The following is a 19,777-nucleotide window of genomic DNA, read 5'->3' as shown; positions in this document are numbered from 1 at the left end:
TCAGGATGAACAAGTTATTTTATCGCTTAATTTTTAATACTGCCCGCCAAATGGTGATGGTGGTGGCGGATATTACGCGCAGTCATCGTGCGGGCCCTGCCTGTTCAAGTGAAAACCGTGTTGAGAAAACCGCAAATAACCGCGTACGTTGGTCAATCAAGCCGATTGTCACTTCCCTATGGCTAACATTGGGAATGGTGAGCTTTAGCGCTTCTTCGTCAACGATTGTTGCGGATGGTAAAGCGCCGGGTAACCAGCAACCGACTGTCGTGAATACACAAAATGGTTTGCCACAAGTTAACATTCAAGCGCCAAATCGCGATGGTGTATCTCGTAACCAATACAGCCAATTCGATGTTGATCATAAAGGGGCGATCCTCAACAACAGTAGTACCAACGTCAATACGCAACTCGGTGGCATGATCCAAGGCAATGATTGGCTCGCCAAAGGGGAAGCTAAGATCATCCTTAATGAGGTGAATAGCCGCGACCCTAGCCAGCTCAATGGCTTTATTGAAGTTGCAGGGAAAAAAGCCGATGTGATCATCGCCAACCCAGCAGGGATCACCTGTAATGGTTGTGGTTTTATTAATGCGGACAAGGCGTTACTTTCTGCCGGTAAAACATTGATTGAAAATGGCAAAATTAAGGGCTTTGACGTTGATAAAGGCAGTATCAATATTGTCGGTAAAGGCTATAACGGCAATGGGACTAACTACACAGCGTTGATCGCTCGCTCAGTGAATATTAATGCCAAATTACATGCGAAAGATTTAGCGATTACGACAGGAAAAAATACTGTTGCGGCGGATGGGAAAACCATTCTTAAAACGGATAACTCCTCTACTGATGATAAGCCTGAATTTGCTCTAGATGTGGCTGCATTAGGGGGGATGTATGCCAATACCATCAAAATGCGTGGTACAGAACATGGTGTTGGGGTACGAAATGCAGGGCATATTGGTGCAGAAGCCGGGGATATTACACTTTCTGCTGATGGTAAAGTGGGTAACTCTGGGGTGATCACCGCCAGTCACAATATTGCAATAAATAGCCAGAAAGCTATCAATAACACAGGCACCGTACTGGCGCAAAATGATATCCAACTTAAGGCGAAACAGGTAATAACCAACACCGATAAAGGCCAAATCGTCGCAGGGCGCGATGCAACGCTAAGTGCTGAGCAAATCAATAGTGACCGTACCGCATTATTAGCCGCGGGGGTCGATAGTAAAGGTAAGCTTACATCAGCGGGTTCATTAACGGTTAAAGGCGAGAAAGAAATAGCATTACAAGGGGATATTGTTGCTAAAGACTCATTAACAGTAACAGGCAGCGGGGTAGATCTATCCCATTCCAATACCCAAGCCAAAAATATCGCGCTGACGTCTACCGCAACGGATATTCGCACCCAAGAAGCGCATTTACTGGCAACGAACAACGCGACATTGACTGCTAAACGCGGCATTGATAACCAAAAAGGGGAGATTGTTGCTCATCAACTCACCTTATCTGCTCCCGAGTTTATCGACAACCAACAGGGTAAGCTCGTTCAAAAAGGAAATTCAAAAAATACCTTACACACTAAGGTATTAGGTAATCAACAAGGTGAGGTCAATCTAGCGGGAGAGACTTCCGTTATCACGCAACAGCTGAATAACCAATCGGGTCAGTTATTAAGCCGTGATGGCAAAATGGATATTCAAAGCCAAAGCCTGAACAACCAGCAAGGCACGTTGTTAGCCTCTGGTAAGCAAGGGCTAACTATCAAAGCGGATTCACTAGATGGGCAAAAAGGGGAGATCCTCACCAATGGTGCATTGAATTTAACCGCACAATCAGTGAATTTAAATAACGCCACCACCCAAGCAGAGCAAATCACGTTACAAGCGAATACATTATCTCACCGTCAAGGCAATATGTTGCAGACGGGGAGTAAAGCCATGGGGCTTAATGTGACTAATGAGCTTGATAATTACCAAGGAAGTATCACATCCAAAGGTGATTTACGCTTACAGGCAGAAAAAGTCGACAATACAGACGGTAAATTACTAACGGGGGCGAACCATCGCTTAGATGTTACGTCTGCAAAGGTGTTTGATAACACCCGTGGTGTTGTCCAAACCGATAAGTATTTGATGATCAAAGCGGATAAACTGATTAACCAACAAGGTAAAATCAGCAGTTTATCGGGTGCAGCTTTATTGACAGCAAATAGTTTAGACGGTGCACAAGGCACTATTTTTGCGAAAAACACATTAGGCATCGAAAGCGCTGATATCAACTTAAACCAAGGTTTAACCCAAGCGGATCAAATTTCTATTTTAGCCAATAACTTCATCCATCAGAGCGCAACCTTATTGCAAACAGGGGAAGGAAAAACCAAGCTGCATATTCAAAATCAATTTGATAACCAGAAAGGGGAAATCTCCAGTAATGGTCAAGTTGATATTGTGGCAAACGAGTTGAATAACCAAGAGGGGAAAATCATTGCCGCCAAACAGGGGCAATTGACACTGAGTATTCAACAGGCGCTGAATAATACGCAAGGAATATTATTAGGTAATCAGGGGGTTCAGCTCGCAGTAGAGCATTTAATTAACCAATCGGGCAAAGTTATTGCCAGTTTTGGTGATAATCATCTGGCGTTAAAACAACTGGATGGTGAGAAAGGGGAAATCCTTTCGAAAGGTAAACTCGCCTTAACAGGGGATAACCTGAACCTCAATGATGCAGTGACACAAGCCGATAATATCCAAATTGATGGGCAAAGCCTTTCCCATCAACGTGGCCAAATGCTACAAACAGGTAGTGAAAAAGGGGAAATTAAACTAGCTCAACACCTTGATAACCAATCAGGAAATATTAGTAGCCAAGGCACATTAAGCTTGGATGTGGCTAAGCTTTCTAACCAGCAAGGTGTGGTAGTGGCATCAAAAGTAGGGGCTTTGATCTTAAATGCAAAGCAGGGCATAGATAACACCCAAGGGACATTGTTTGCCGAGCAAAATTTTATGCTCAACACGCTCTCGTTCACGAATACCGATGGGAAAGTGATTAGTAAACAAGGCAATATGTCGGTTTCGACTGAAAACCTGCAAGGCCAACGTGGGGAGATGGTTGCACAAGGTGACTTATCACTTAATGGTAAAGACATTGACCTAAGTGCAGCGACTACGCAAGCACAACACATCCAATTGACAGCGAATAATTTAACGCATCAACAAGGGACGATGACCCAACTGGGTGAGCAGCAAGGTACTATTAACCTATCCCAACATCTTGATAATAACACAGGGGATATCAGTGGTAATGGTTCTTGGCTGATCAAAGCCAATACCCTTGATAATCAACAAGGTCACATATTCAGCGCAAAAATGGGTAAGTTAGACTTACAAATTCAGCATGCTCTGGATAACACAGGTGGAACGCTAACAGGCCGCCAAGGCGTGTTTATGGAAGCCCAATCGTTGATCAACCGTACGGGAAAAGTGATCGCCAGTATGGGGAATGTGACATTAAACAGCCAGTCACTGGATGGCGATAAAGGCGAAATACTGGCCGCAAATACGTTGAATATTCAAACGGGTGCTGTTTCACTGAATCAGGCTATCACTCAGGCCGAACAAATCTTAATAACGGCAAATACCCTTGACCACCAAGGTGGGAAATTATTGCAAACTGGCGATACAGCAGGGGAAATTACGTTACAAGGTTATTTGAACAATCAAGCGGGTGAAATAGGGAGTAACGGTAATTTTACTCTACAAGCTGATTCTTTGAATAACAACGATGGGCAAATTATTACCGCGAAGAACGGTGAGCTCACTATTAATTTGCTGAGTGAGTTATTGAACCAACATGGGGCTATTGTTGGTGAAAATAACCTGAATATTAGCGCAGATAGCGTTGATAACCGAGAAGGTAAACTGGTTGCTCGTCATGGTAATGCAAAACTGAACATTACTAATAATATCAATAACCAAGCTGGGTTAATTGCCGCAGAACGCCTTTTACAGATGCGCAATCAGGCGCTGCAAAACCAGTTGGGCTACTTACAAGCCAATGCTATCAATATTAATACCCATAACCAGCGGTTTGATAATACACAGGGCTCACTGTTAGCTCAGCAAACACTAGTATTAAATAGCGGCCAACTAGACAACCAGCAAGGCTCAATTCAATCAGGCAGTGAGATGCTGATTGATACCCATGGTGAGCAACTGATTAATACCCAAAGCGGTGATGACAAAGGGATTTATGCGCAAGGGGGTTTAACCCTAACTACCGGTAAGCTCAATAATGAGCAGGGCCGTATTGTGGCAAAAAATGCACTGACATTGAACAGCCAAGGGGTTAATAACCAGCAAGGTTTGGTGGGAAGTCAGTCCGAGCTGACAATGAATATCCAACAATTGGATAACAGCGAAGGGGTGATCAAAGGGCAATCCATTAATATTGATACCCAAGGACAGCGTTTAACTAACCTAGCTAAAACAGATGAACAGGGGATTTTTGCTAGCCAAAATTTAGCATTAACCATTGGAGAGTTAATTAACCGCCAAGGGAAAATTCAAGCTAGTCAAATTTCACTCAATAGCCAGAAAAAGCGTGTTGATAATAGCGAAGGTGAAATTCTTGCCGCCAATGATTTAACGGCGAATACGGGAGCGCTGGATAATCAACAAGGCCGACTGCAAGCAGGCCATCAGCTGACTCTGAATTCCCATGGTGAAGTGGTGAATAATAGCCACACGCAAAAAAATGGTGGCATATTAAGTGGTGGAGGCTTATCCATTGACAGTGGCAAGCTCCTTAACCAGCAAGGACAAATTCAAAGTTCGGAAGCGGCATCGCTCACCACCACAGGTATTGAAAACCAGAATGGCCAAATTTTTGCGGGTCAGTCAATGGATATCAATACCCAGCAACAGGTGCTATTAAACCAACAGGGCACATTAGCGAGTAATGGCAAGCTCGAACTGAATACAGGGGATTTAACTAATACCCAAGGTACTGTTCAAGGAAAACTTGGACTTACCGTGAATGCTGAGCAGATTGATAATCAAAAAGGGTTATTACTGAGCCAATCGGCGTTAAACGTGACAGGAAAGAACCTTGATAATACTCAAGGGGTTGTTCAGTCACAGGGAAATGCAACGCTGGATATTCATCAACGGATTGAAAACCAGCAAGGGCAGCTTTTGTCTGGTCAAAACTTGAACGTGAATACGCAACAGCTCAATAATGCGAGTGGTGTTATTCAAGGCCTCAATAATGTTGAATTGGCAGTAAAACAGCAAATTGAAAACCAACAAGGCTGGATCAAGGCTAATGAAAACCTCGATATTTCAGCTCAATCTATTGATAACAAAAATACAGCTAAAACAGGTAAAGGTTTGGAAGGGCAGAATATCACCCTGAAAACCACGACATTAGATAACCAAAGCGGTGCACTCCGTGCAGGGCAAGCCATTGAAGCGAATGTGGCACAAAGCTTGAATAATATTCAAGGGATGCTCTCAGCGGGAACTCAGTTGAATGTAACTGATAATGCCCAAGGTAAAGCCTTAGTATTATCGAACCAACAAGGGGTGATGGTTAGTAATGGCTCAGCCGCTATTTCTGCGGACCAATTAACGGGCGAAGGCAAGGTGATTGCACAAAAAGCATTATCACTGACACTTAACCAGTTATTTGAAAATACAGGGCGCATTCAAGCTGGCGAGAACTTAACCGCGAATTTTGCACAAGGCTTTACCAATAAAGGGTTATTTTCTAGCCTTGGCGAACTGGCGTTAACCACTACGGCCGTTATCAACCAACTTTCCGGCGAGATCAGTGGGCAAAATACCCGAATTAAAGCCAGCGGTCAGGTGCTTAATACTGGGCTTATAGACGGTGTATTAACTCACATTGTTGCGAATTCTTTAGATAATCTAGGCACAGGGCGTATTTACGGAGATTTCCTAGCAATAGCGGTCAATTCCCTCTTGAATGATAAGCAAGGGGATAAAGCGGCCGTTATTGCAGGGCGTAAAGAGGTTAACCTTGCGGTTTCTGAGCTATTAAACCGTGACCATGGTTTGATTTACAGTGACGGTGATTTAGTTATCGGTAAGCAATTAAATGACCAACTACAAGCCACTGGTCATGCCAAAAGTGTGAAAAACCACAGTGCAAATATTGAAGCGTCAGGCAACCTCACACTGAAAACTGATTTACTTGAAAACAAAGATATCCATTTGCAACTGACTGACGATGCAGTGGAGGTCAGTCGTGAGCACTTTGATTGGTATGATGCGGGTAATGGTAACCGTTATAAGTTGCAACCAAGAAATGGTAATCAAACTCGTTATGCGATTAATGAAGATGGCACGCTCAATAAAGAAGTGGGTATTCATTATGAAAAATCCAATCGCTGGCGGATGTTTGAATACGGAAACTGGACAAAATATTTTTATGAATATGATTACGACCGTATTATTTATGAAACACAAGTTATCAAACGCGATGCAGCACTGATCACCAGTGGTAAGCATTTGACGATTGATGGGCAGCAACTGAACAATGAAAATTCACGTGTTGTGGCAGGGCAAAACCTGATCTTAACAGGCTATGAACTAAACAACGAAGAAGCGCAAGGTGTTCGTCGTATTTTTGAGGATGGAAACACGATTTATCGCTATAAAGGCGGTAAAAAATGGAAAACGCGTACTAGCACGTCAAAATACCAAGGGGTTAATAGCGAAGAAGATTTAGCATTACATTTATTAGAAGTCACCGAAAATGCGGGTGGTATCAATAAAACTCAGCTCGATTCAGTGAAAGTGAATAAACTTGACGGGCAAGCGGAGGGGGTTTCTGCTGCAAGCCTACAAGATAACCAAGGTTCAGCTATCACTGAACAAACGCTAAAAGAGGGTAAAAATACGCCATTAGACTTGTTACCAGGTCAACAAATGGAAGTGACGCAATTACCGTCGATTTCAGCCGAAGTGGATGTCAAAGATGACAAATCAGTTGACTCATCATTGCAAGTCGAAAATGCCAATGTGGGTAACGGCACTGACATTCAAGGGCAAAATGACGCTGGTAAAGGGGAGAACATCACAGCAGAGACTGGCTCTCAAGGTAAAGATAACCTCGATACAGTGATCAGAACCGTTGGACCAAATACCCAATTACCCGACAACAGTCTATTTAATCTAACACCTAACAGTGATAGCCAATTCCTGATTGAAACAGACCCACGCTTCACTAACTATAAAAAATGGTTGTCGAGTATTGATATTGTCACGAATGAACAACTGCATAAGCGGTTAGGTGATGGTTACTATGAGCAGCGTTTAGTGCGTGACCAACTGATTGAAACTACTGGGCAGCGTTTACTGGGTAACTACAGTAGTGACGAGGAACAGTATCGTGCACTGTTAACCAATGGTGTGGCATTCGGTAACCAATTTAACCTGACACCGGGTATCGCCTTAACGCCAGAACAGATGGCGAATTTAACCACAGATATTGTGTGGATGGTGAATAAGGAAGTCACGTTGCCGGATGGACGTGTTGAACTAGTGAGTGTCCCGCAGGTGTACGTTCGTGCTCGCCAAGGGGATCTAAACGGCAATGGAGCATTACTGGCGGGGCGCAATGTTTCTGCGAATATGACTGGCAATATCCTTAATAGCGGCGAAATTAGTAGCCGTGAATTGACGGACTTACGTGCTGAAAATATCGAAAATAGCGGCCGCATCCAAGGCAAAGACATACAGCTTGATGCCCTAAAAGATATTAAAAATGTTGGTGGGGAAATCCGTGGTTTAGACAATGTTTCGTTATCAGCGGGGCGCGATATTCTCAGTGAAACGGCGCAGCGTGGGGATGGCAAATCACAATGGCTCGATCGTCCTGCCAGTATCTATGTCACGGGTGATAATGGTCAGCTTACCTTAAAAGCGGTGCAAGATATAAACCTAATCGCGACAGATATCGGCAACTTAGGGGTTGATGGCAAAACATCGATAATTGCAGGGCGTGATATTAGTTTAGAAACTCGCGATGTTAGCTCGGCATTTGATTACACCCATAATTCAAGCAATTACTATCGTGGCGCTAACAGCACAGAGGTTGGCACACAAATCCAAACTCAAGGGGATTTAACCTTATCTGCGGGGCAAGACCTGTCTGCCCGTGCAGCAAACGTGAGTAGCGGTGGGGAGTTAGCGATCAATATTGGGCGTGACATAAATATTACTTCCGGTATTGAAACAAGTGATTATGCGAAACACACCAAACACAAGGATAAAGGCTTCTTATCAAGTACCACCAAAGAAACCCATGATGAGGTGAATGAGCGCACAGCCATCAGTAGTACATTCAGTGGCGATAGTGTGAAAATGACGGCAGGGAATGACGTGAATATCGAGGGGAGTAATATACTCGGAACTAACGATGTTACCGTCAATGCTGGCAATCAATTGAATGTAACCACTTCTGACGAAGCACTGCATGAAACTCATGTGTCGAAAACCAAAAAATCAGGGTTAATGAGCAGTGGCGGTTTAGGTTTCACGGTTGGTTCAACTTCACAAAAAGTGACTACCGAAACCGATAGCAACCAGAAAAAAGGCAGTGTGATTGGCAGTACGGCGGGAGATGTAAACTTAACCGCTGGTGGCAGTGCAAATATTCACGGCAGTGATGTGATTGCGGCGAAAGATATCAATGTAACGGGCAGTGATGTGAGTATCACCGCGGCTGAAAATAGCCGTACGGATATCACCACGGTGGAAAGTAAATCCAGTGGGTTGACGGTATCGTTAGGCGGTACAACGGGTAGCCTGTTAGATGGTATGGCGCAGACTGCAAAATCAGCGAAACAAGAAGATGATGGTCAGTTAGCTGCACTTAAAGGAATGAAAGCGGGCTTACAGGGTGTACAAGCTCAGCAAGCCGGTGAGTTGGCTGGACTGAAAGAAGGTGGTAGTGTGGCAGATGCCTTTGGCGTCAATGTGTCTTATGGCAGTAGTTCTTCAAAAACCACCACGAAAACACAGCAAAATACCGCATCAGGTAGCAGCTTAAGTGCTGGGGACAATGTCAACCTTACAGCCACAGGTAAAAAAGAGGGTAGCCAAGGCAACCTGACGGTACAAGGCAGCCAAGTGGATGCAGGTAAAAACATAACCTTAACTGCGAAAAATGATATTAACCTGACCAGTGCCACCAACACTCAAACCGTGAATGGTAAGAACGAAAGTAAAGGCAGTTCAATCGGTGCAGGTATTAGTACGGGCGGTTGGAATGTTAATGCGAGCGTGAATAAAGGCAATGGTTTTGAGAAAGGCAATAGCCAGTTCTATACCGATACAGAGGTTAATGCGGGTAAACAACTGACGCTGAACAGTGGCAAAGACACCACGCTAACCGGTGCGCAAGTGAGCGGTGAAAGCGTTAAAGCCAATGTGGGTGGGGATTTGACCCTATCTAGCCAACAAGCGACGGACAAATATGACTCGAAGCAACAAAGTGGCAGTGTATCTGGCAGTATTGGGTCAAGGTTGAATACCACAGCTTCCGTGAATGCCAATAAAACCGAAATGCACAGCGATTATCAATCGGTAGATAAGCAAACGGGTATCAATGCAGGCAAAGGCGGTTTTGATATTACGGTGGGTGAGCATACACAACTTGATGGTGCGGTCATAAGCAGTACGGCAGAGGCGGATAAAAACACATTGGATACAGGTACTCTGGGCTTTGGTGATATTAAAAACAAAGCGGAGTACAAGGTGGATAGCCAAAGTGGTGGTTTCAGTACAGGAGGCACACCATTTGAAGACCAGTTAATGGGGAATGCAGCGGGTTCACTGCTGACCAATGTGAATAACAAAGGGAAAGACAGCAATACCACGCATGCTGCGGTATCGGAGGGTAACATTGTTATTCGCGATAAAGACAATCAGAAACAAGATGTCAGCGAATTAAGCCGAGATACAGACAATGCTCATGAAAAACTCAATACGATTTTTGATAAAGAGAAAGAGCAAAAGCGGATAGAGAAAACGCAGTTAGTGGGCGAGTTAGGTAAGCAGATTACTGATATAGCGGTGACGAATGAAAGGATAGAAGCCACTAAGAACGAAAGGAAAAACTTTGATAAAACGCCAATGACAGACGATGAGCGTAAGAAAGCCATTGCTTCTATCAAAGATCCGAACTTAAAAGGGGATGAAACGGCCATTCGGAACGCGGTATTAAATGACCGTATAGAGAAAGCGGTTCAAGGGTCAGAATGGGGCGTTGGTGGTGATAATCGCCGTATCGTGGAGTCAGGGACGGCGTTAATCCAAGGCTTGGTGAGCGGTGATGTGAATAAAGCGGTGGCGAATGCGAGTGCACCGTATATTGCCAATCAGATAGCCAAGAATATTGGAGAGGAAAATAAAGCAGGGCGTTTAGCGGCCCATGGTATTGCGAATGTTGCATTAGCGCTGGCAAAAGGTGAAAATGCAGGGGCACAATCGCTGGGAGCCATGACGGGTGAAGCGATGGGGATGCTGTCGGTAGAACTGTACGGTAAAACGGTCGGTGAGCTGACGGAAGACGAAAAAGCGACAGTGAGCGCCTTTGCGAGTTTGGCAGCGGGAATAGCCGGCGGATTAGTGGGTGGCGATACATCGAGCGCAGGCAATGCCGCCGAGGCAGGGAAGACCACGGTTGAGAATAATTTTTTATCGGCCACAAAAAATGAAAAGCTGATAAAAGCTCTTGATGATCAAAAGGAAGGTAAAAACCTATTACAAGCCTCCCAAAACATTGTCTATCTCACCAATGAAGATAAAGCGAGCAATGTGTTACTTGAGCAATATCGCAATGGCCAATTAAATGAAAGCCAACAACAAGACTTAGCAAATCAACTCAATCAGTACGGCTATGAGCTGCAAACGGTGTATGGATTTAGTGAAACAGAGGCAAAGGCAGCTATTCAGAATCTTGTTAATGGTGGTGCATTTGTTGCCGCTTATGCAGATGCGAAAGCGTATAACGAGGCGCTTAGTTACTTAAAAATGTATGGCGTTCAATCGGGACAAGCTGCGGTTGGTGCTGATGCGTTGGTTGCATTACCTGGTGTGCATGGCTCAATTATTCGGGGTACACTCATTGCGGGAGGCTCTTACCAAACAGGAACAGGGATAGGTCAAGTTATTGAGGGTAATTATACAGAAGGTGGAATTAATATTGGCCTTGGCTCTTTAGCTGTATTTGGTGGTATTGCAGGCAATAAAGTGGTTGAAAAACCGACAGGTGGGATAGTTTCTCCAGAAACAAATGTTTGGCAAACAGGGACGATAGGAAACTCCATCCCGAAATCAGAAGGTTCATTAACTGGGCATGTCACTAAAACAACGCCTCAAATGACAAAAGAAAATATCCGCTCACTCAATCGAGAAAATGAAAGTGCACAGATATTATCGAAGTCAGGCTTCCATGTAGAACAAAACCCTATTGTTGCCGGTAAAAAAGACCCTGATTACAGGATCAATGGCGAAATCTTTGATAACTATGCACCTAAATCAGGAAGCGTTCGAAATATACATAGTGAAGTAAAACGTAAAGTTACTAGTGGGCAAACAACTAATGTTGTCATAAATATGTCGGATACAACTGTCTCAGTTCCAGCAATACAGCAACAGCTAACTAAGTGGCCAATAGTAGGGCTAGATAAAGTTATTGTTGTTGATAAATCAGGTAATGCGATAAGGATTAAATGATAAATTATGTCAATAGGAATTACTTGCTTTACAACTAGTAGCATTAAAGAACTTCAGGATAAATTAGATTTATTTTATAAGAAATATTCTGATGTATTCCCCAAACGATATTATTTATCTAAAGCGGCTTTACCTGATGAGATAGATATAGAGATAGCTAATGAATTTGGTTTAACTCCTAGGTCATATTTTTATATGTCTGTTAATGACAAAACATTAGTTATATCTACAGATGATATTGCTGAATTAGTAAAGAAAGAGCTAGGAAAGGAGAATGTAGTAGTGCTTCTTAACGGCGAAGACCTGATATAAATAAGATCCCTGTTCTATACAGGGATCTTCCTTAAAAGTCTTACTCGCTCTCTGCCAGCCGGACGATCAACTGTCCGGCTTGGCGGGTGAGCGTAACGTTGCTACCCACCGTAAATCCGAGCTCACTCAACCACTTACCACTGATAATCAGCTGTGGGCTGGGATTCGGGCGCTGTCGGTTGGGCAAGTAGCCCACTGTATACTGCCTTGATTTTACAGCCTGTTCTTTAGCTGTCGGTGTTTTTTACTTTACACTCGTCTCTAGCCACTGTGACTACTCCCCCGTCACACCAATCATCTCTCGCCAAATCTAAAAAATAACCAATCATATCTTTCCCTTTGGGTTTTTTAGCTATTTACATGATTTTTGAGTCCATCGTGTAAAACATGAGAGCAATGGGCGCTTTAAAGTGGTGGGTTCACTGCTGACCAATGTGAATAACAAAGGGAAAGACAGCAATACCACGCATGCAGCGGTATCGGAGGGTAACATTGTTATTCGCGATAAAGACAATCAGAAACAAGATGTCAGCGAATTAAGCCGAGATACAGACAATGCTCATGAAAAACTCAATACGATTTTTGATAAAGAGAAAGAGCAAAAGCGGATAGAGAAAACGCAGTTAGTGGGCGAGTTAGGTAAGCAGATTACTGATATAGCGGTGACGAATGAAAGGATAGAAGCCACTAAGAACGAAAGGAAAAACTTTGATAAAACGCCAATGACAGACGATGAGCGTAAGAAAGCCATTGCTTCTATCAAAAATCCGAACTTAAAAGGGGATGAAACGGCCATTCGGAACGCGGTATTAAATGACCGTATAGAGAAAGCGGTTCAAGGGTCAGAATGGGGCGTTGGTGGTGATAATCGCCGTATCGTGGAGTCAGGGACGGCGTTAATCCAAGGCTTGGTGAGCGGTGATGTGAATAAAGCGGTGGCGAATGCGAGTGCACCGTATATCGCCAATCAGATAGCCAAGAATATTGGAGAGAAAAATAAAGCAGGGCGTTTAGCGGCTCATGGTATTGCGAATGTTGCATTAGCGCTGGCAAAAGGTGAAAATGCAGGGGCACAATCGCTGGGAGCCATGACGGGTGAAGCGATGGGGATGCTGTCGGTAGAACTGTACGGTAAAACGGTCGGTGAGCTGACGGAAGACGAAAAAGCGACAGTGAGCGCCTTTGCGAGTTTGGCAGCGGGAATAGCCGGCGGATTAGTGGGTGGCGATACATCGAGCGCAGGCAATGCCGCCGAGGCAGGGAAGACCACGGTTGAGAATAACTATTTATCGAACAAAGATGTCCTTGATTTAAGAAAAGAGTTAATCAAAGCGACAGAAACTGGTGCAGATAAAGAACTCATATTTGACCAGTTCCGCGAGCTGAGTAAAAAGAAACGAGATGAAGCTGTCGCTGATGCGAAAGAAGGCAAAATTACAGCCAGTATCACGTCATGGTCTGATGTGCTTACTGGGGTAGACCAAGCGGACTCGTTAAAATGGATTGCATGGATAGACTCTTTAAGTGCTGATGATAGAAAAGCGCTGGTTAACTTAGTTAAAAATGAGAATGAGATAACCGCAGCGGCAATTTTTAATTCAGCGACACCCGAAGTTAAACTTGCTTTAGGTGGCAAAGAAGGCCTTGATAAAATAGGGGTAGCCGGTGTAGGCAAGAACACAGGTATTACTGTTATATCAACGGCTATTAAAGGGAATAAAGGTACAAATGAAACAAGCCCAAAAGGCAATCAATCTTCTGAAAGCAGTTCAAATCAATTAACAATTAATAAAGGACAGCAAAATAAGCATATTGTAGGAACAAATGAGCATAAGATTTCTTTAAATGCCAACCAAAACAAAAGCATAATTACTGTTCTTCCGGAGGCGTTATTACCAAATTTAGGTAAAGGTGAGCAAGTTGGTAAAATACCAGTCGGCCAACCAGGATCGAAAGAACGAATTAATTATGGAAAAATTATTGGGAATTATACAGATCCTGAAACTGGTAAATCTCAACCAACAACAAATGGTATTGTGCATTATGGGAAAAATGGTGTTCATATTGTCCCATCAAGGCCATCGGAGTAATAGTATGAATCAAAAAGATATTAATTTAGCTAATCGCTTAAAGTTATCAGCACAAAGAGCACTGTTAGGGGCAATAACGCCAAATATTAGAACAATTTTTGTTGAATTAATTGACGATGATATTCAAATATATTTCTATTATGACGGGGTAGTCCAAGAAGATGATGAAGAAAATGCATCTATTGTTAGCTCGGAGATTATTGCTGACTTCGATGATGAATTTGACATTAATTTAGTAATTAAACAGGTTGACTATCCGATGGATATTATACAACCCAGTGGTATGTGCGTTTATTATAGAAAAGAAGTTCAATAATCCTTTTAGGAAAAAAGCTCCCAGCCCTACACTGGGATCTCCTTAGCCGCCTTACTCCCCCTCAGCCAGCCGGATAATTAACTGTCCGGCTTGGCGAGTGAGGGTATAGTGTCTACCGACCTCAAACCCCATCTCTTTCAGCCACTTACCGCTTAAGGTGAGTTGTGGGCTGGAGTTGGGCTTACCGCGGTTCGGGGCGTAACCTACTGTATACTGTCTGGTTTTAACCACTTCTTCTTTAGCTGTCGGTGTTTTTACACTACAATCGCGCTTAGCCATGGTGACTACTCCTTTAGTTGCTGTGGTTAGCAGTTAAAGCGAGTTGCACCTCGTTTTAACTGCGCTAAAAATCTGGTTAATTACTCTTTGTTGTCCACCGTTTAGCTATAAAGTGATACGTGAAGATAAAAATAGCTTCACTAGTGTAGGTGACATTGATGCGAAGAAAACAAATTTCAATCATGCCGAACAGAAGTTATTTAACCACATTCAAGATTCATACAAAGGACAAAAAGCAGATGTAAACATGGCAATACAAAATACATCTCAAAATAAACAAGGAATGTGTGTGAGTTGTGGCTATACAAGTCAAAATTTTGCAGAGAACAATAAAAATCTTAATGTAAATATCTATCAAGGCTCTACGGGTAAAAACAAATGATGAACAATGAACTAATCAATTATCTGCATTCTGTTTATCCAGAATTACCGATTGATTTTAGCTATATGCGAGGTTACTCAGCTGATGAAATCCAGAAAATTGAACGCTTATACGATATTAAAGTTACAGACCAGTTGTATGATTTTTTAACAAGTATTGGTCGTTGCAGTGGTGGTCTTTTTGGTGATGACCCTCTTCTTTTTTACCAAAATCAAAAGACTATTAGAGGGGATATTTTGTTTCAGATCGGTTCAAGACAAGATTTAGCTTCTATTCAAAGACATGACTTATTGAAGCAAAAACCTTTTTTTATCTCTGTAGAAAGCTATACGCAGTATTTTTTTGTTTTAACAGCTTCTGATAACCCTGACCTTATTTATCAATATGATGAAAATGAAGAAACCGTAGAAGCTACAGATTGGGATCTTAAAAATTATTTAAGACATGTTGTTAATGTATACACTCGAAATTACGATGTTAAAGCATCTTTCGATCAACATGGTGAACTTATTATTATTTGATTGCTTAAAATCCCAGCTCTATACTGGGATCTCCTTATCTGCCTTATTCCCCTTCAGCCAGCCGGATAATCAACTGTCCGGCTTGGCGTGTGAGGGTGAAATGACTTCCCACCGTAAACCCAAGCTCATTCAGACACTTACCACTGATAATCAGCTGTGGGCTGGGGTTCGGGCGCTGTCGGTTGGGCAAGTACCCCACTGTATACTGTCTTGATTTTACCGCCTGTTCTTTAGCTGTCGGTGTTTTTTACTTTACACTCGTCTCTAGCCACTGTGACTACTCCCCGTCATGCCAATCATCGGTATGCTCTTCTCTTAGGCGTTCGCCAAATCTAAAAAATAACCAATCATATCTTGCCCTTTGGGCTTTTAGCTATTTACATGATTTTTGAGTCCATCGTGTAAAACATGAGAGCAATGGGCACTATCAAAGTGGTGGGTTCACTGCTGACCAATGTGAATAACAAAGGGAAAGACAGCAATACCACGCATGCTGCGGTATCGGAAGGTGAGATAATCCTTCGTGATAAGGCTAATCAGAAGCAAGATATACCTCTACTCAGATGGCAAAATTTATTAAAACATCATAAATATACACAATGGTTATCTTTGCAAACTCATAATATGAACAAGCTTATATAAAAACAGTACAACCTCGGCTTCTTAGTATTTTTACAATCGCAGGTTCTATACTAAAATTATTCCATCGTAAGTCTAGCTTCATTAGTTTTGGTATATTTACTAGGCTATCGGGTAAATTACTAAGCTGATTAGCACGTAAATCTAGATATTGAAGTGACTCAATTTCCCCAATAGAGCTCGGTAGTGAATATAGTTTATTAAACCTTAAATTAAGAGTGTGAAGATGTTTAAGACTTGATATCTTTGAAGATATGTTATCAATTTTATTATTATTTAAGTCGAGTATTCTTATTGCAGCTAAACCTAAAATATCATCGGGTATATGAGTTACTGAATTATTCATTAAATAAACCTCATGGACACCCGATAGCTGCGTGATCGAGTTTGTTAAATCTGTAATTTGATTGTTATATAATCTTAATTCTTTCAAATTTGTTAACTTAGAAAATTGGTCAGGAAGTTTTTTTAATTGGTTATCAGTGGCATTAAAATATAACAAGTCGTGTAGGTTTGATAATGATTCAGGAAGCTTTTTAATACCATTATCGCTTAAATAAAGAAATTGTAGCTTATTTAGGTTACCAATTTCGGTAATGACCTCATTAATGCTATTATGCCCTAAATCTAGCATCTCAAGATAACAAAGGCTTGCTATGTCAGTAGGGATTGATTTAAGTTCATTACAAGATAAGTTAAGGACTTTTAATGATTTACATTGGGTTATTAATGATGGGAACTCCGCTAACTTATTGTTATATGCACTAATAACACTATAGGAAAATGGCGATGAAATTAATGAATCAATTTCTAGATGGTGACCTGAATCTAAATTTAACGCTAAACTAGAATCTGAATGTTGGTGTAACATAGGTTTCTCCCTATGATGAGTAAGTGAGTTACCCTTAAATTTCAGGTAACGCTCAAAGTCAGTAATAGTATAAAACAACCACGATATTCTAATTAAACAAAATAATACATAACAAAAGGTAGGAAATAATGTCTAATATCTTGTTATTAGATAGCGACAATTTTTCACGTATGCTTTATCAGCCTGAACAACAACCTGGGCAGTGCGTTATTGTTTATTTTTCGGCTTCTTGGTGTGTACCATGTAAGAACATGCAACCTATTTTCCAACAAGTCGCGAACCACATTGATGATAAAAAAATAGTTTTTGGGGTTGTCGATATTGCACAATCACCAACTTTAGCACCTAAGTACGGGATAAAAACTGTACCCACTATCGCAATTTTTCAGGACACTCGGTTAGTTCACACGATTGCAGGAGAGGTACCCTTAAATAATGTATTAATGGTATTGAAGCAGGTGCTCGATAGTTAGTAATATTCGATTTTTTGCGTTAAGTTAACTCTAACTACTCATACAAGACATTCACAATGTTAATACTTATTTTAGAAGGTGTATTAATCGGTTGCTTACTTGGTTTAACTGGGGCCGGTGGCGGGATTCTTGCTGTCCCCGCCCTGATGGTAAGCCAGAACTGGAGTGTAGCTTTAGCCGCTCCAGTTGGTCTTTTGGCAGTGACACTCGCTGCTTTGGTTGGTGCAATTCAAGGGCTTATAAGTAAAACTATTCGATATAAAGCTGCTATTTGGATTGCGTTATTAAGCATACCTACGGCTAAATATGGTATCTATCTTTCCCATATTATCTCTCCGGTTTGGTTAACGCTCACTTTCAGCATGGTTATGTTTTATGTGGCTTATCGAGGTTTTTTGGGCGAACCAAGTGAGTTAACGCATTCAGTTTGCCAAATTAATCAAGAAACAGGAAAGTTTATTTGGAATATGAAAACTGCTGCTGTACTTGGTGGTATTGGTATAATTTCTGGGTTATTGACAGGGTTGCTCGGGGTGGGTGGGGGTTTTGTGATAGTCCCAGCACTACGGAAGTTTACCAATTTAAATATGAAGAGTATTATCGCAACATCATTACTGGTGATTTTTTGTATTGGTAGTATTAGTATTTTTATTAATGTATTAAATGGATTCCCCTATCCAAAAGAAATTAGCTCTATTTTTATTGTCTCTTGTATTATTGGTTTATTAATAGGGAGGTTAATAATTAATTATCTTTCAGCTAAAATGATTAAAACAATATTTTCAATATTGGTCATTATTGTTGCATTAGGCTTGTTTATTTCATCATTAAGTGAGTTGAATTTCATTTGATTTATTAAGGGATTAATAGGTAATCGATTAATCTATGTGGTATGCCACTATTTTTGATAAACCGTAGTTTAACCTATCATAATGGCATAAAATCGATTTATCTTCATCCGCAAATAGGTATAATGAATAATCGCATTTTTTCTGCCCTGATAAAGATTGATATGAACTAATATTATATTCATCGGGGTGGTCATTAAAGGTTAACTAATATAATTATGGCAAAGCAAGATAGCTCAACAACGATAATAGATATAGCTAAGCGTGCTAATGTAACGGATATTACAGTCTCAAGGGCATTTAACCATCCAGAAATGGTAAAGAAAGAAACTCGAGATAAAATATTGGCAATAGCTCAAGAGCTAAATTATGTTCCTAACCTTTTCGCTCGGAATTTGAAGAATAAAAATAGCCGCATAATTGGTGTGGTTACTGATAGCACATTTAACCCATTTTATGTTGTATTAATTCAAACAGTTTCTCGTTTAGCGAAAGAAAAAGGCTATCAGGTGATGATCTTTGACTCGGATAGCGATGAAAAAGCAGAGAAAACGGCTATTGAGACCTTAGTTAGCTATAAGGCTAGTGGGATTCTGCTATCTCCTGTTCGCGATGATAAAGGCTATCAACCAAGTTACCTTTCTTTAATTGACCAGCACAATGTACCTTTAGTTTTTGTAGACCGTGCAATTTATGGCTATGAAAATAAATACTCGGGTTTATTTTTGAAAAACTTTGAAATTGGGGCATTAACAGGTAAGTTTTTGAGTCAGCAAGATTGTGATAATACGTTAATTGTTTCTGGTCCTAAAGACTCGGAAATTAGTTTGTCGCGTTTATCAGGAATATATGAGGCCTTTCCAAATAGGGGGAACATTCATGTATTATACAGTAGCTATATGTTTAATAAAAATGATGAAGCTTATTTAAGGGAAAAGGTTCAAGAACTATACACACCTAATATGTATATTGTGGGGCTTAATGGTATTATCACAGCAGGTATGTATAAAATTATTTTAGAATTAGGCTTGTCTTGCCGTTATTTTTCAGTCGATTTACCGCCATATGCTGATACTTATCACCTGTCTATTTCAGGTGTTCATCATGACTCTGTTTACCTTGGTGAGTTAACTACAGATTTATTATTTTCTGAAATAGAGCGTGAAACAAATAAAAATCACCAAACAAAGCAAATATTTGTAGATGGTAAACTGGTTGTTTACTAATTAAAGCGGCCTCGTTTAGAGGCCCTTTAATTTTTTTATTATA

General features: G+C 41.4%; 14 protein-coding genes. 10 read left to right on the top strand and 4 right to left on the bottom strand.

Annotated elements, in window-relative coordinates; genetic code table 11:
* The first annotated feature begins 5 nt into the window (after positions 1 to 5).
* Both M1F14_RS19750 and M1F14_RS19745 read left to right on the top strand, forming a co-directional pair.
* Entirely contained in the window at positions 6 to 11,777 is an 11,772-nt protein-coding gene (locus M1F14_RS19750; RefSeq protein WP_181469108.1) for a hemagglutinin repeat-containing protein, read from the top strand.
* A gap of 6 nt (positions 11,778 to 11,783) precedes the next feature.
* Entirely contained in the window at positions 11,784 to 12,089 is a 306-nt protein-coding gene (locus M1F14_RS19745; protein WP_042848802.1) for a hypothetical protein, read from the top strand.
* 40 nt (positions 12,090 to 12,129) lie between these two features.
* On the opposite strand, the gene M1F14_RS19740 is transcribed toward M1F14_RS19745, so the two are convergent.
* Positions 12,130 to 12,285 (bottom strand): SymE family type I addiction module toxin, encoded by a 156-nt coding sequence (locus M1F14_RS19740; RefSeq protein WP_181469109.1) that lies wholly within the window; start codon positions 12,283 to 12,285, stop codon positions 12,130 to 12,132.
* Between the two features lie 214 nt (positions 12,286 to 12,499).
* Between M1F14_RS19740 and M1F14_RS19735 the strand changes: the two genes are divergently transcribed.
* Both M1F14_RS19735 and M1F14_RS19730 read left to right on the top strand, forming a co-directional pair.
* Positions 12,500 to 14,179, top strand: coding sequence for a VENN motif pre-toxin domain-containing protein (locus tag M1F14_RS19735; RefSeq protein WP_181469110.1), 1,680 nt, complete (start codon positions 12,500 to 12,502; stop codon positions 14,177 to 14,179).
* A 4-nt stretch (positions 14,180 to 14,183) separates the two neighbouring features.
* Positions 14,184 to 14,495: a hypothetical protein gene (locus tag M1F14_RS19730; RefSeq protein WP_071547759.1), complete on the top strand. Its 312-nt coding sequence runs from the start codon at positions 14,184 to 14,186 to the stop codon at positions 14,493 to 14,495.
* Positions 14,496 to 14,546: 51 nt separating this feature from the next.
* On the opposite strand, the gene M1F14_RS19725 is transcribed toward M1F14_RS19730, so the two are convergent.
* On the bottom strand, positions 14,547 to 14,774 hold the full coding sequence (locus M1F14_RS19725) for a SymE family type I addiction module toxin (protein ID WP_071547760.1): 228 nt from the start codon (positions 14,772 to 14,774) through the stop codon (positions 14,547 to 14,549).
* Between the two features lie 112 nt (positions 14,775 to 14,886).
* On the opposite strand from M1F14_RS19725, the gene M1F14_RS19720 reads away from it, so the two are divergent.
* Both M1F14_RS19720 and M1F14_RS19715 read left to right on the top strand, forming a co-directional pair.
* A complete protein-coding gene (locus M1F14_RS19720; protein ID WP_071547761.1) occupies positions 14,887 to 15,156 on the top strand; it encodes a hypothetical protein in 270 nt (89 codons plus the stop codon).
* Positions 15,153 to 15,677: a hypothetical protein gene (locus tag M1F14_RS19715; RefSeq protein ID WP_225832857.1), complete on the top strand. Its 525-nt coding sequence runs from the start codon at positions 15,153 to 15,155 to the stop codon at positions 15,675 to 15,677. The genes M1F14_RS19720 and M1F14_RS19715 overlap by 4 nt, the downstream gene beginning before the upstream one ends.
* Before the next feature lie 43 nt (positions 15,678 to 15,720).
* Here the strand turns inward: M1F14_RS19715 and M1F14_RS19710 are convergent, their stop codons facing one another.
* Positions 15,721 to 15,876 carry a SymE family type I addiction module toxin gene (locus M1F14_RS19710; RefSeq protein ID WP_071547762.1) on the bottom strand — a complete coding sequence of 52 codons (156 nt, stop codon included), beginning with the start codon at positions 15,874 to 15,876 and terminating at the stop codon, positions 15,721 to 15,723.
* Between the two features lie 218 nt (positions 15,877 to 16,094).
* Between M1F14_RS19710 and M1F14_RS19705 the strand changes: the two genes are divergently transcribed.
* Positions 16,095 to 16,319 (top strand): hypothetical protein, encoded by a 225-nt coding sequence (locus tag M1F14_RS19705; protein ID WP_042848790.1) that lies wholly within the window; start codon positions 16,095 to 16,097, stop codon positions 16,317 to 16,319.
* Here M1F14_RS19705 and M1F14_RS19700 read toward each other — a convergent pair.
* On the bottom strand, positions 16,312 to 17,187 hold the full coding sequence (locus tag M1F14_RS19700; protein ID WP_042848789.1) for a leucine-rich repeat domain-containing protein: 876 nt from the start codon (positions 17,185 to 17,187) through the stop codon (positions 16,312 to 16,314). The two genes, M1F14_RS19705 and M1F14_RS19700, sit on opposite strands and share 8 nt — an antisense overlap.
* Before the next feature lie 128 nt (positions 17,188 to 17,315).
* Here M1F14_RS19700 and M1F14_RS19695 point away from each other — a divergent pair, with 128 nt between their 5' ends.
* From M1F14_RS19695 to M1F14_RS19685, 3 genes are all read left to right on the top strand, one after another.
* Positions 17,316 to 17,660, top strand: coding sequence for a co-chaperone YbbN (locus M1F14_RS19695; protein ID WP_042848788.1), 345 nt, complete (start codon positions 17,316 to 17,318; stop codon positions 17,658 to 17,660).
* Positions 17,661 to 17,716: 56 nt separating this feature from the next.
* A complete protein-coding gene (locus M1F14_RS19690; RefSeq protein ID WP_181469111.1) occupies positions 17,717 to 18,511 on the top strand; it encodes a sulfite exporter TauE/SafE family protein in 795 nt (264 codons plus the stop codon).
* 215 nt (positions 18,512 to 18,726) lie between these two features.
* The gene (locus M1F14_RS19685) at positions 18,727 to 19,734 is read left to right on the top strand and encodes a LacI family DNA-binding transcriptional regulator (protein WP_048608281.1); all 1,008 of its coding nucleotides are present in this window, start codon (positions 18,727 to 18,729) and stop codon (positions 19,732 to 19,734) included.
* The last annotated feature ends 43 nt before the right edge of the window (positions 19,735 to 19,777 follow it).

Origin of the sequence: Providencia sp. PROV003 (assembly GCF_045040775.1) — a bacterium.
GTDB classification, from domain to species: domain Bacteria; phylum Pseudomonadota; class Gammaproteobacteria; order Enterobacterales; family Enterobacteriaceae; genus Providencia; species Providencia huashanensis.
The sequence above is the reverse complement of the archived record's forward strand: the minus strand, read 5'-3'. Positions and strand labels throughout refer to the sequence as shown.

Bases quoted from the DNA above. Each gene is read 5' to 3' on its own strand.
- M1F14_RS19750 (WP_181469108.1), top strand. From the start codon at position 6: ATGAACAAGTTATTTTATCGCTTAATTTTTAATACTGCCCGCCAAATG.
- M1F14_RS19745 (WP_042848802.1), top strand. From the start codon at position 11,784: ATGTCAATAGGAATTACTTGCTTTACAACTAGTAGCATTAAAGAACTT.
- M1F14_RS19730 (WP_071547759.1), top strand. From the start codon at position 14,184: ATGAATCAAAAAGATATTAATTTAGCTAATCGCTTAAAGTTATCAGCA.
- M1F14_RS19725 (WP_071547760.1), bottom strand. From the start codon at position 14,774: ATGGCTAAGCGCGATTGTAGTGTAAAAACACCGACAGCTAAAGAAGAA.
- M1F14_RS19715 (WP_225832857.1), top strand. From the start codon at position 15,153: ATGATGAACAATGAACTAATCAATTATCTGCATTCTGTTTATCCAGAA.
- M1F14_RS19705 (WP_042848790.1), top strand. From the start codon at position 16,095: ATGGGCACTATCAAAGTGGTGGGTTCACTGCTGACCAATGTGAATAAC.
- M1F14_RS19700 (WP_042848789.1), bottom strand. From the start codon at position 17,187: ATGTTACACCAACATTCAGATTCTAGTTTAGCGTTAAATTTAGATTCA.
- M1F14_RS19695 (WP_042848788.1), top strand. From the start codon at position 17,316: ATGTCTAATATCTTGTTATTAGATAGCGACAATTTTTCACGTATGCTT.
- M1F14_RS19690 (WP_181469111.1), top strand. From the start codon at position 17,717: ATGTTAATACTTATTTTAGAAGGTGTATTAATCGGTTGCTTACTTGGT.
- M1F14_RS19685 (WP_048608281.1), top strand. From the start codon at position 18,727: ATGGCAAAGCAAGATAGCTCAACAACGATAATAGATATAGCTAAGCGT.